General features: G+C 39.0%; 8 protein-coding genes and 1 pseudogene. 2 read left to right on the top strand and 7 right to left on the bottom strand.

Annotated elements, in window-relative coordinates; genetic code table 11:
- Positions 1–148: 148 nt before the first annotated feature.
- From rpoD to ACH0AK_RS09720, 5 genes are all read right to left on the bottom strand, one after another.
- Positions 149–1258, bottom strand: coding sequence for an RNA polymerase sigma factor RpoD (gene rpoD, locus ACH0AK_RS09740; protein ID WP_010735787.1), 1110 nt, complete (start codon positions 1256–1258; stop codon positions 149–151).
- A 23-nt stretch (positions 1259–1281) separates the two neighbouring features.
- Complete coding sequence (gene dnaG, locus ACH0AK_RS09735; protein ID WP_137072163.1) at positions 1282–3123, bottom strand: DNA primase; 1842 nt, start codon at positions 3121–3123, stop codon at positions 1282–1284.
- Positions 3124–3291: 168 nt separating this feature from the next.
- Complete coding sequence (locus tag ACH0AK_RS09730; RefSeq protein ID WP_178946745.1) at positions 3292–5661, bottom strand: cation-translocating P-type ATPase; 2370 nt, start codon at positions 5659–5661, stop codon at positions 3292–3294.
- A gap of 248 nt (positions 5662–5909) precedes the next feature.
- A complete protein-coding gene (locus ACH0AK_RS09725) occupies positions 5910–6746 on the bottom strand; it encodes a DUF368 domain-containing protein (protein WP_499796881.1) in 837 nt (278 codons plus the stop codon).
- A gap of 102 nt (positions 6747–6848) precedes the next feature.
- Positions 6849–7478: a lysozyme family protein gene (locus tag ACH0AK_RS09720; protein WP_010735791.1), complete on the bottom strand. Its 630-nt coding sequence runs from the start codon at positions 7476–7478 to the stop codon at positions 6849–6851.
- Positions 7479–7688: 210 nt separating this feature from the next.
- Between ACH0AK_RS09720 and ACH0AK_RS09715 the strand changes: the two genes are divergently transcribed.
- On the top strand, positions 7689–8405 hold the full coding sequence (locus ACH0AK_RS09715; protein WP_010735792.1) for an alpha/beta fold hydrolase: 717 nt from the start codon (positions 7689–7691) through the stop codon (positions 8403–8405).
- A 23-nt stretch (positions 8406–8428) separates the two neighbouring features.
- Positions 8429–11014, top strand: a complete 2586-nt coding sequence (gene mprF, locus ACH0AK_RS09710) for a bifunctional lysylphosphatidylglycerol flippase/synthetase MprF (protein WP_499796874.1) — start codon at positions 8429–8431, stop codon at positions 11012–11014.
- 74 nt (positions 11015–11088) lie between these two features.
- On the opposite strand, the pseudogene fic reads toward mprF, so the two are convergent.
- Both fic and tuf read right to left on the bottom strand, forming a co-directional pair.
- Positions 11089–11601: pseudogene (gene fic, locus ACH0AK_RS09705) on the bottom strand (protein adenylyltransferase Fic); the annotation flags it as partial.
- A 179-nt stretch (positions 11602–11780) separates the two neighbouring features.
- Positions 11781–12968 (bottom strand): elongation factor Tu, encoded by a 1188-nt coding sequence (tuf, locus tag ACH0AK_RS09700; RefSeq protein ID WP_023519460.1) that lies wholly within the window; start codon positions 12966–12968, stop codon positions 11781–11783.
- Between the last annotated feature and the right edge of the window lie 196 nt (positions 12969–13164).

Raw genomic sequence — 13164 nt, 5'->3', positions numbered from 1 at the left:
ACTTTGTTTAAACGGGCCTTTGTTGAAAGTTAGTCGAATTGTTTGATAAAAAACAAACCCTCAATAGCTGGAGAGATCTCCTACTTTGAGGGTTTTCTATCATTCAAGAAAAATGATCTGTTTTTTTGTTTAAAAAATTATTTCTTGATTATTCCAAGAAATCTTTCAATTGTTTTGAGCGTGATGGGTGGCGAAGTTTTCTTAATGCTTTTGCTTCGATTTGTCGAATACGTTCACGAGTCACGCCGAAGACTTTACCTACTTCTTCCAACGTACGTGTACGGCCATCATCTAAGCCAAAACGCAAACGTAAGACGTTTTCTTCACGATCTGTCAAAGTATCTAAGACATCTTCTAATTGTTCTTTCAATAATTCATACGCTGCATGTTCCGCAGGACTAGTTGCTTCTTGGTCCTCGATAAAATCACCTAAATGTGAATCATCTTCTTCACCGATTGGTGTTTCTAATGAGACAGGTTCTTGAGCGATTTTTAAGATTTCGCGTACTTTTTCTGTAGGAAGATCCATTTCAGCACCGATTTCTTCAGGCGTTGGTTCTCTTCCTAAGTCTTGTAGTAATTGACGTTGGATACGGATCAATTTATTGATGGTTTCCACCATATGCACTGGAATACGAATCGTACGGGCTTGGTCAGCAATCGCACGTGTGATCGCTTGACGGATCCACCAAGTTGCGTAGGTAGAAAATTTGAACCCTTTACGGTAGTCAAATTTTTCAACAGCTTTCATCAATCCCATATTTCCTTCTTGGATCAAATCTAAAAATTGCATCCCACGACCCACATATCTTTTGGCAATACTTACAACTAAACGAAGGTTAGCTTCAGCTAAGCGTTGTTTCGCTTCCTGGTCACCTTCTTCGATCTTCAATGCTAATGCTACTTCTTCTTCTGCAGTTAAAAGGGAGACGCGGCCAATTTCTTTGAGGTACATCCGAACAGGATCATTGATTTTGACGCCTGTCGGTGCAGAAAGATCTTCTGTTTTCGCTTGTTCTGCTTTTTTCTCAGCACTTTTCAGACTATGGATCGATGGTTCACCATTTTCGTCAACGACGCTGATACCTGCGTCCTCTACTTTTTGGATCAACTTATCCATTTCATCTGCATTTAAAGTGAATGGTGTCGCAAGTTTATTTGATAGATCATCATAAATCACTTGCCCTTTTGGTTTATTTTCTTTAATGAACGCTGCCACTGCTGCTTCATATTTTTTAACATCTGTTCCATTTGCCATAAAAGAAGGCCCCCTTTAAGTAGCTATTCGGCTTGTTTTAACTGTTTCGTTAAATTGATGATCTCAATCGTCAATTCCAATTCTAACTGTTTGTTCCCAGTACGTCGTGCTTCTTGCTGCATCTGTTTTTTTGTTATGATTTCTTCAGCTAAGCCCGATTTACTGATCACTCTCAGTAAGTCTTGGATCTCACGTGGCGTACTTTCTTCAGCCATTCGCATATATTCGATCTCGACCACTATCCGCCTTAAATTTTCATCTTGCAAGAAGTCTAAAAACTCCGCAAGTTTGAATTCTCCATTTTGAGATACAAACGCATCAAATAAAAAATAGATTTCTGCATAAGTATCATGAATAAATTGAACGCCTTGTTCCTTGAGTAGATTACGCACAGCAAGTTCTTTGAACGCTCGATACAATAGCATTTGTTCTGCTTTTTCAACCTGAGATAGTGGGCGTTTTTGTCTGATCGTTCCAGATTTTACGGACACCTGCTCTGTCGTTGGTTGAGCTTGTTCTTGCTTGGTTGGTTGATTCTTTCGGCGCAAATCACGTATTTGTTTTTGCATCGTTTCTCGACTCAGCTGAAATTCTGCTGATAACTGCGTTAGATACATGTCTTGTTCGATTGGCGAAACAACTTTACTCAATTCACTTAGTACCGCTTCAAGATATTCAATTTTATCTTTTTCATTTTCCAGATTTTTTTCTTGCTTCAAATAACGCGATTTAAAAGCAAAAATGGTTTCTCGTCCGTGTAAAACTAATTCTTGAAAAGCCTCTTCCCCATACTTTCTCAAGTACTCATCTGGATCGAGTTTTTCTGGGATCGCTACGACAGATAATTGCATTCGACTATTTTGACGCAGTAGTTCGATGCCTCGGTTCGTAGCTTCTACACCCGCACGGTCACCATCATAACAAAACACTAATTCTTTTGTCAGTTTTTCCATCTGCTGGATCTGTTGAGTCGTCAGACTTGTTCCCATGGAGGCTAAACCAGTCTTGAGACCCGCTTGCCATGCAGCGATAACATCCATAAATCCTTCGAATAGTAAGATTTCACCCGACTTGCGGATCTCACTACGTGCTTTGTCTAAGTTGAATAAGACTTGTCTTTTGTTGAATAGATCCGTTTCAGGACTGTTCAAATATTTTGGTTGATCTTTTGCATCGTGTTCACTAGCCAAGTAACGACCAGAAAACCCGATCGTCCGACCTTGACCATTACGAAGAGGAAACATGATCCGTTGATAAAAACGATCCGACATCCGTCCATCATCATGTGTCACAAACAAGCCGGACTGCTTGAATACTTCCTCAGAATAGTCTTCATTTTGGAACACTTGTTGTAAAAATGAGCGTTCATTTGGCGCAAAACCGATCTTGAATTCTTCGATCAACTCGGTGGTCAGACCACGTTCGAGTAAATAATTTAACGCTGGCTCACCTACTTTTGTGTGCAACAACATGTGATGATAAACTTCTACTGCTTTTTCATGAGCCGCGATCAATTTACCAGTAGCTGAATCTCCGGTTTGAGTAGTCAGCGTTTGTTGTCGCCACTGATCTTCGAGTTGGATCTGTTCTAAATCAGCGACCTTGACCACTGCTTCTGGAAAAGACAGACCTTCCAATTCTTGAAGAAACGTAAAGACATTCCCACCTTTTCCACAACCAAAGCAATGGAAAATCTGCTTATCTTCCGCAACCGAAAATGAAGGAGTACGTTCTTCATGGAAAGGGCAGAGACCTAAATAATTCTTCCCAGATTTTTTCAACTGGACGTATTGCCCAATCACCTCAACGATATTCGTTTGATTACGAATCGTCTCAATGGTCTCTTGAGGGATCCTTTGAGCCATATTCTCACCCCCTGCATTAGTTGATATCTCATACTCATCGACAAGACATTTCAGGAGAATAACCGGTAAAAAATCGCACTAACGAAAATCAGTGCGATTTTAAAGGACACAATTATACATGTTTCATTGTACCATATTCCTATACTTTTTCAAGTGATAGATACTGGATTATATGACATTTTCTTCCACTTGAGTATGATGAGTTTTATTTGCATTTACTTTATTCAATAATTTGTTTTGTATGCCTAATTTCCAATATCCTAAACGTAATAACACATTCAAAACCATAAAGCCAACAAAATATGTCCAAGTATTTCCTAACCCAAGATTGACTTCTAATATATGATGGAAAAGCATCGCAGCAACATAAATACCGACCACTGTGGTGACTGCTAAGAAAATCCGTAATAGATTGAATGGCAAGCAGGCTTTGATCACTGCCAGACAGCTGATCCCAATCAATAAATAATACATCAATGTCGTTGTTTCACCAGATGTCCAACCTTGGTTGTGACCGATCAGGTAAATCGCCACAGTATTGAAAGCAACAAGCAATGCATTAGGTAATGCATTGACTAGCGCAGTAGGCAGATAGCGATAATCGACTTTTCGTTTATCATTCTCAAATGATAAGAAGAAAGATGGATACCCTTCGATAGCAAGATCGATCAACGTGATCTGGATCGGAATAAATGGGAATCCGATAGCCGTCACTGCACATAAAATCGATAAGATAAATGAATAGATTGTCTTAATAAAGAAAATACCTGAAACTTTCGTTACGTTATTCACGACTCGGCGTCCCTCAAACAATACCTCGGGCAATGTCGTAAAATCAGAATCTAACAAGACAAGATTAGCAATTTGTCGTGTCGCTCCGTCTCCTTCTGCCATCGCAATACTACAATCGGCTTCACGTAAAGCCAATACATCGTTTACGCCATCTCCAGTCATTGCAACTGTTCGTCCACTTGCTTTCAGTTCGTTGACTAAGAGTTTCTTTTGTTGCGGACTCACTCGCCCAAAAACTGTATATTGATGCGCCGCTTTTCTGACTTCTGCTTCTTCTGTCAAATCAGATAGATCAACATACGATTGATAGTTGGGCAAATCAGCACGTCGCGCAATATTTGACACCGTAAAAGGATTGTCTCCAGAAATCACTTTCAAGTCTACCCCTTCTTCGTGTAGATAAGCTAAGGTTTCTTGCGCGTTTTTACGGATAGGATCATCGATTTCAAACAAAGCAATCGGTTCAACCCCTTGAGGATCGCCTGAAGACAACGTTTGATTGGGAGCAAGACCTAACATCAATACACGAAACCCGTTGGCCTGGGCTTCCACTAAACTTTCCGGCAACTGATCGTCTGCCACTAACCGTTCCGGAGCCCCGACATAGACTACACCTAGTTCAGGAAATTCCATTGCGCCCCATTTGCGGTCAGATGAAAAGGCTAATTTTTCTCCGACATCGTAACGATTAGAAATCTCGAAATACTCTCTCAACGCACGCATTGTGATATTGTTATCGCTACTTTCAGCTAAATATGTCCCCATAATGGTTGGAATCATTTTTTCATAGGTTTTATTTAAGGGTTCGACTCGTTGGATGCTCATTTTTCCTTCGGTGATCGTCCCTGTTTTATCAAGACATAATGTATCTACATGTGCCAATGTTTCGATCGAATACATATCTTGGACTAAGATTCGTTTCTTCGCTAGTTTAGTTACACCAGTCGTCAATGCGATACTGATCAATAACACTAATCCTTTTGGTAACATTCCCAGTAAGGCCGCCGCAGAAGCAACGACTGATAGTTGGATCGACGCATTTCGAATGAACAAAGCTTCCAAGAATAAGATGATCCCTAAAGGAATGATCACAAAACTTGTAAACTTAGATACTTTGCGGATCGATTCCACAAGTTCCGAATGAATTTCCTTGTGTGTTTTTGCTTCGTTGGTCAAGCGGACAGCATAATTATCTGCCCCAACACGGATAACTGTAGCAAAGACAGAGCCACTAGTCAGGTAACTACCAGAAAGTAATTCTGCTCCTGACTCTTTGACGATCAAATCAGATTCACCGGTCAGTAAAGCTTCATTTGCCTCTGCCCGACCACTGATCACTTGCAAGTCTGAAGGAATCTGTTCACCCGCACCGATTTTTACAAGATCGCCTAAAACTAGTTCTTTCGTTGCAATCATCTGTTCTTTCCCATCACGAATGACGGTTACTTCCGCCTGTGAGACGATTGATAATCGGCGCACAAGATTACGCGCATGGATTTCCTGATAGATCCCCATGGTGATATTTACAAAAATAATTGCTAAGTAAGCCATGTTTGAATAGGCTCCAACTAGTAATAAGCATAGTCCTATTCCTAAGTTCAAAAAATTGAATAATGTTAAAATATTATCGCTGAAAATTTGTTTCGTACTTTTTGTAGCATCCTCTTGGTAATCATTCTGTTGACCAGAGGCACGTCTTTGGCTCACTTCATTTTCTGTAAGTCCCTTTAATTCTTTCATTTCCATATCACGCCAACTTTCAAAAATAATCACTTCAATTAGTCTAGCTGTTTCTACGATTAAAAACAACTCGTTTTTTTAATTTTAAAAAAAGATAGAAAAATCAAAAAACAGCGGATCTGTTTTCTATTTTTCTATCTCACCATATACTTCACCTAGAAAAATCACAGAAGAGAATCGTTTCTTCGAACCATCTATCAAGAACTTGGCTGATTGAATACAACGATCACGTGACTTTTCTTCTTGTGCTTCTTCTACTTATACTGCTCTTCTAAACGGCTCATCCACCAGCCTAGTGCAGCACCAGCAATGAATAACACTAGACATGCCAAGATACCTAAAATGCCAAGTCCACTATAATTTGTAGGAATGATCATGATCGTGGATGCAAAAACAATGCCTAGAATAAAATGGAATAATTTGCTATAAGCTTTTGAGAAAATAAAATCCATTACTTTGGAAAGACCTAGTACACACACGATTCCGCCGATTGCAATAGGAATGATCACTTCTAAACGCACTTCTTTAAATCCATCAGCCATCGCTTTATACAGTCCCATATAAACTAAAAAATTCGATGGACTTAATCCAGGAACGATCATTCCGAGACCAATCAAACCGCCTGCCATCATCCAGATATAGACATTTTGTTCTACTTGCCCATCAAATAAACGGGCACCATATAACAAGAAAAGATAACCTAAAATAAATGTCACAACCATAATAATGAGATCTGTATTGTTTCGGCCTTTTTTCCCTGACTCTTTCCATAAAGCGGGCACCGTTCCAGCAATACATCCCACAAAGAACCACAAAATCGTTGTTTCATAGGCCCCTAGTAAAAAACTGACTAAAAAAGACAGCAAGAATACACCAGTGACACCACCTAAGCCGACTGGTAAAAAGAATAAGACGTTTTCTTTAAAGTTTCTAGTGATATGTGCTAAGAAAGAAATCAGCCGCTCATACATTCCAAATACTGCTGCTAAAGCTCCTCCGCTCACTCCCGGCAAGATAAATCCTGAGCCGATAAACATTCCTTTGAAAAATCTTAATCCCCAATCTTTCGTTGTATTCTCTCTTTTCTCCATTACTTTTTGATTTTCTTCCACTCGTCCAAGCACTCCTTCTTTCCATTCATTGTATTCATTATTCGTCTTGCTTTGATTTGCAGTTGGTTCGATCCAACAGGCTTAAAAAATATTTTCATACCATTCAAGAAACTGTTGGTTCATCTTCACTACATCTGCATAAAACATATTACCACCATTATGGTATAAATACCCACCATTATACAATAATGACTGGATTCGCCAATAGCGATAGGTTTTTTTGTTGTCATTGCCTAAAAGCGGACTCAACACATCCCTAGAATACTCTTCGGCTAAACGGACCGTGTTCTTCCCGCCTCTTTCGTTGACGTAAGCAATATAGTCTTTGCCAAAATTGTACGCTTGGATCGCTGTCGCCAGATCGCAACCTAATGCTTTCGCCTCAGCTATCATCTCTGAGAGGTATTTGACTCCTTGGTCAATACTTCCTTCTTGTGTCGTGATCGCCTCCATCTGTCCATAGGCACTTTCCGAACTTTGCATCAAATCGACACCATTTCCTCTTGATTCAGTAAGTATGATTGCCTTCACTAGATTCTCATGTTCTTGCATTTGATACTTTTCTAATGCTGACGAAATCTCTGGCTGATAATTTTCTACACGCTTGATCGATTGATATGTTCTACCGAATAGAAAAAGAATCGTTGCCAGAATCGTGAAGACAAATAGACCTACGATCATACGGAAGATTGATTTTCTTTTTTTCTTCATTCAAACCCACCTAGCTATTTGACATCTTTTTTTATCTTACTATTTCTTTTCATTCTTGGCTATTTTTTCTCTGTTTTTTCTTATTTAATTTAATAAAAAATGAATGTTTCATTTTCCCTTTCATCTTACGAAAATGATCGTTCGTTTTATAGAGTTTCGATTTCTAAAATAGATAAAGAGCGTTATAATTCAAAATAGTAGGTGATAAATGTGAAAAGAGAAAAGAAATTTGCAAAAATGGCAGATGGTACTGACATCTATTATGAAAAAAGTGGACATGGATTTCCCCTCTTGCTACTTCATGGAAATGACGGGAGCGGTGATTTCTTTTCAGAACAAGTGCCCGTTTTAGAACAATACTTTACGATCTATCTCATCGATAGTCGCGGGCATGGACAATCGACAAATCAAGCAGGAACATTGAATTTTCGTTTGATGGCAGATGATTTATTGACAGTCATGCTGCTGGAACAAATCTCACAAGCGAATATCTTGGGATTTAGTGATGGAGCCAATCTTGCCTTAGTTTTTTCAAGCAATTATCCAGATAGGGTCAATCGCTTGATTTTAAATTCGGGTAATACACGGTTGAATGGGGTTCTCTGGTCCTCACGACTACTCAGTGCTTTTCACTATTTCTTTGTTTGGTTGCGCGCACTGTTCCAGCCACATTTACGTCAGCATTTATTGGTCATCGATTTATTGCTTCATGATATTGGCCTCACGACAGAACATTTAGAAAAAATCAATTGCCCAACACTGATCATCGTCGGTAAAAAAGATGTCATCAAACTGAAACATTCGCTTTATTTAGCGAAAACGATCCCTAATGCTTCATTTGTTCTCGTCACAGGACAAGGACACCAATTAGCTCGCCAAAACCCAGAACGCTTCAATCAAGAAGTTTTAGACTTCTTGACAAAATAAATTTGAAAATAGTAGGTGATTTTTTGTTCAAGCCAATCATTCAGTGGTTCAAAAGCCACTTGAGACTTATCAAAACGATTTTTTTGATTTCTGTATTAGTGATTATTATTCGTGAATTGATGACAATCAGTACTTTGTTATCTGCGGACCAACTAGCTCAAACATTTTCCACGATCCCACTCTGGAAAATTGGTGTCATGTTTTTGATTGGGTTGATTTCTATTCTACCCATGATTGGATATGATTTGATTTTCAACAAGTTACTAAATCAAAAGCAAAAGCCATTATATTTATTTGAAACAAGTTGGATGATCAATACCATTAATAACATTGCTGGATTTGGTGGCTTTGTCAGTATCGGTTTACGATCCGAACTCTACGGTCAAAGAAAAGATAGCAAACAAGTCATGCAAGCTTTATCTAAAGTATTTTTATTTTTGATGGCGGGTTTATCTCTGTATAGTTTAGTCTCGTTTTTTATGGTCTTCTTTACTCCTGTCGCTCCGTTTCTTAAACAGTATTGGATTTGGTTGATTGCCGGTGGTTTGTATTTCCCCATCGTTTTTATTTTTACCACGATCAAAAAAGAAGGCTATGTTGGTGGTCTTTCAATTAAATCCCAAGGGCAATTGTTACTCGTTTCCTTATTGGAATGGACGGGTGTCTTAGGAACCTTTCTTGCAGTCGGCTATTTGATGGAGATCCCCATCGATCTATGGCAAACAATCCCTCTTTTTATCTCTGCTTCAGTTATCGGGATCATCTCAATGATCCCAGGAGAAATCGGTAGTTTTGATGTGATGATGATCTTTGGTTTATCAGCTCTAGGTATCCCTAAAGAAACCGTTGTGATCTGGATCTTGCTTTATCGGATCTTCTATTACTTTATTCCATTTTTCATTGGATTAGTTTTCTTCTTTAAAAATGTCGGTGTATCGATCGACCAACGATACTCTGGTATTCCAAAGCAATTAGCGACCCAGATTGCCCGGAAGATCCTGGTGATCTTAATGTATTTTTCTGGCATCATGTTGGTTCTTTCAGCAACGATCCCGCAAGCATTTACTGAGTTTCGTTGGTTGCATCATATCAATCCTATAAAGATGCATTTTATTATGCAATTTCCAAGCATATTGTTAGGCTTCTTGTTTGTTATTATGGGACGAGGCATCGCAGCCAGAGTCAAGCGTGTCTACTGGCCAACCATTTTTTTGATCCTTGTTTCATTAATTTATGTTGGACTGAATGATCTAAGCACTACTGGCATTATTTTCTTACTATTGCTATTAGGTATCGTGATCGCTTCACGTAATGAATTGTTCAGAGATCAATTTATCTACTCGTGGGAATGGTTGACGATCGATGGGTTGATCATAGGTGCATTGACCGTTTTATATATCGTGATCGGTGTTTATAATATGCCCACTTTCCCACATCGTAATCATCGGTTTATTTCATTTTTTCTATTTCCATCAGAAAAAATTTGGTTGTCTGGTTTTCTAGCAATTTTAGCAGTAGCCTTTATCATGATTTTATTTGTCCACTATCTCCAAGGTAAAAAATCACAAGTTGGACAAGAGTTAGATGAAGCGGTCGCCACCACGATTTTAGAAACTTACGGCGGTAATTCAGATAGTCAACTGATTTTTTTGAAAGATAAACGGATGTTTACCTATGAAAAAGACGGGGAAGCAACCGTCTTGTTACAATTTGCTAGTTATAACAATAAGTGTGTGGTGATGGGCGATCCCTCAGGCAAAAAAGAAGATTTTCCAGAAGCGATCGAAGCCTTTATCGCAGAAACAGATCGCTTATGCTACTTGCCAGTCTTTTATGAAACGAGCGAAGAACTGGTTATGATCCTTCATGAATTTGGCTATGATTTTATCAAAATGGGCGAAGAAGGCCATGTTTCGTTAGCCGACTTCACGACTTCTGGGAAAAAAATGAAAGGCACACGTGCGATACTGAATCGCATCGAACGAGAAGGATTCACGTTTGAGGTACTTCAGCCCCCATATTCATCCCAACAAATGGCTGAGCTTAAAACCATTTCTGATCGTTGGCTAGGCAGTCGCAAAGAAAAAGGCTTCTCATTAGGTTTCTTCTCAGAAGACTATTTACAGCGAGCACCGATTGCAGTCGTCAAAAACGATCAAGATGAGTTGGTCGCTTTCGCTTCGATCATGCCGACTTATACGAATGATAAGATCGGAACGATTGATTTGATGCGCTATGATCCAGATACTGCCCCTTCCGGCAGCATGGACTATTTATTCATCCATCTTTTTGAATATATGAAGGAGGAAAATATCCGATGGTTCAATTTGGGTATGGCTCCTTTGTCTAATGTTGGGACTTCAAGAAAAAGTTTCATTCAAGAACGGATTGCTTATCTAGTCTATGAATTTGGCTCACATTTCTATTCTTTTCAAGGGTTGAGAGAATACAAAGATAAATATGCCACCAACTGGAAATCTCGCTATACACTTTATTCAAGAGATAGTTGGATCGCTTATGTAATGATCACGTTATTGATCATTGACAATGCGCCCGTTGATCAAAAAACAAAACCTTTGAATGGCTTAAAAAAATGGTTCCGTAAATAAAAAAACGCCTGATTTTGCTGTTTTAGTCAAAATCAGGCGTACTTTGTTTATTCATAAAACATTTTTTCCTTCTGTTATAAATCATCAATCGTATATTCAGAGTAACCTTCATAAAAATAACTCACATCGATCCCTTTCATATACAGTTCACGATCGGAAATCTTATCTGTCAACGCGTTAGAAATCAAATAGCTGATTTCTAAGTCATTGATCGGACTACGTTCCATTGCAGATAAATAATCCGACTTGTCAATTAGATTCCAGTCAACCACTTTCTGTATCTCCGATTTCAAAATGAGATCTAACCAAATTCTAGTACTCCTACCGTTCTCTTCACGAAAAGGATGAGCGATGTTCATCTCTACATTTTTTTTGATGATTTCTTCAAAAGTAGACTGTGGCATTTGGTCAATATGTTTTAGAGAATACTCTAAATACATGACCGGCGCAAACCGAAAATTTCCCTTTGCACTATTTACTGAGCGAATTTCCCCAATAAAATCATCGATTTCAGAAAACAAATAGTCATGGATTTCGCTCAACCCTTTGAACGTTCAAATTTCTAATTCATCTATTCTTCCAGAATCTCATAAAATGTTGTTCGAAGATTCCCCCCACAAAAAAAAGCGAGAAACCCAAAAATTCAAAGAAATTTTCGAGTTTGCTCGCTTTTTTATCGGTGATTAACACTTCTATTACAACCATTGGACAAGATATTCAAGTAAATACCTTGTCCACAGGTTTTATATTTTTTTTATATAAATACTTACGCTTCGATTTCTGTTACCATTCCTGAACCGACAGTTCGACCACCTTCACGAATAGAGAAAGTCGTTCCTTGTTCGATTGCCACTGGATGGATCAATTCTACGTCGATGGTTACGTTGTCACCAGGCATAACCATTTCTGTTCCTTCTGGCAACACGATCGTACCTGTTACGTCTGTTGTGCGGAAATAAAATTGTGGGCGGTAGTTATTGAAGAACGGTGTATGACGTCCGCCTTCTTCTTTCGTCAATACATAAACTTCCGCTTTGAATTTTGTATGTGGTGTGATTGAACCAGGTTTCGCAATTACTTGACCACGTTCAATATCTTCTCTTTGAATACCACGTAACAAGATTCCGACGTTATCTCCAGCTTCGCCATAATCTAACGTTTTACGGAACATCTCTACCCCTGTCACAACCGCTTTTTTCGTTTCAGGTTTGATTCCGATGATCTCGATTTCATCACCGACACGAACAGCTCCACGGTCGATCCGACCAGATGCTACCGTTCCGCGACCAGTGATTGAGAAAACATCTTCAACTGGTAAAAGCAATGGTTTGTCGGTATCACGTTCTGGTGTTGGGATATAGTCATCCACTGTTTCCATCAATTCATTGATCGCAGCTTCTGCTTCTGGGTCACCTTGCAATGCTTTCAATGCAGAGCCTTTGATGACAGGTGTGTCATCACCTGGGAAACCATATTCATTCAATAATTCACGAACTTCCATTTCTACAAGATCGATCAATTCTTCATCATCGACCAAATCAACTTTATTCAAAAATACAATCAAATATTTTACACCAACTTGACGTGACAAAAGGATATGCTCGCGAGTTTGAGGCATTGGTCCGTCTGTCGCAGAAACAACTAAGATCGCACCATCCATTTGAGCGGCACCTGTGATCATGTTCTTCACATAATCCGCATGTCCTGGTGCATCGATATGTGCATAGTGACGTTTATCAGTTTCATATTCTACGTGTGCTGTGTTGATGGTGATCCCACGTTCACGTTCTTCTGGAGCTGCATCAATGCTTGCATAATCTTGAGGATTTGCTAAGCCTTTTTTCCCTAATACTGTCGTGATTGCAGCAGTCAATGTGGTCTTCCCATGGTCAACGTGCCCAATGGTTCCGATGTTTACGTGTGGTTTACTTCTATCAAAATGTTCTTTTGCCATAATTAACAAACCTCCTAAATAGTCTTATGCACTGAATGATTTCAGCTCATCGTCCATAACAGTTTTTTCAGTATAAACTCAAAAAAATCATCTACACTTACTTTTTGTAAGTTATGAACAAACCCTATTATACGTCAAAATTGGTCAAAGTCAATTAAAGTGTTTCGATACACTATTTCAATAAAAAGTGAGTGGG

This window comes from Enterococcus pernyi (assembly GCF_045371165.1).
Taxonomy (GTDB): Bacteria; Bacillota; Bacilli; order Lactobacillales; family Enterococcaceae; genus Enterococcus_B; species Enterococcus_B pernyi.
This window is presented reverse-complemented; position numbering and strand designations above follow the sequence as displayed.

Bases quoted from the DNA above. Each gene is read 5' to 3' on its own strand.
- rpoD (WP_010735787.1), bottom strand. From the start codon at position 1,258: ATGGCAAATGGAACAGATGTTAAAAAATATGAAGCAGCAGTGGCAGCG.
- dnaG (WP_137072163.1), bottom strand. From the start codon at position 3,123: ATGGCTCAAAGGATCCCTCAAGAGACCATTGAGACGATTCGTAATCAA.
- ACH0AK_RS09730 (WP_178946745.1), bottom strand. From the start codon at position 5,661: ATGGAAATGAAAGAATTAAAGGGACTTACAGAAAATGAAGTGAGCCAA.
- ACH0AK_RS09725 (WP_499796881.1), bottom strand. From the start codon at position 6,746: ATGGAGAAAAGAGAGAATACAACGAAAGATTGGGGATTAAGATTTTTC.
- ACH0AK_RS09720 (WP_010735791.1), bottom strand. From the start codon at position 7,478: ATGAAGAAAAAAAGAAAATCAATCTTCCGTATGATCGTAGGTCTATTT.
- tuf (WP_023519460.1), bottom strand. From the start codon at position 12,968: ATGGCAAAAGAACATTTTGATAGAAGTAAACCACACGTAAACATCGGA.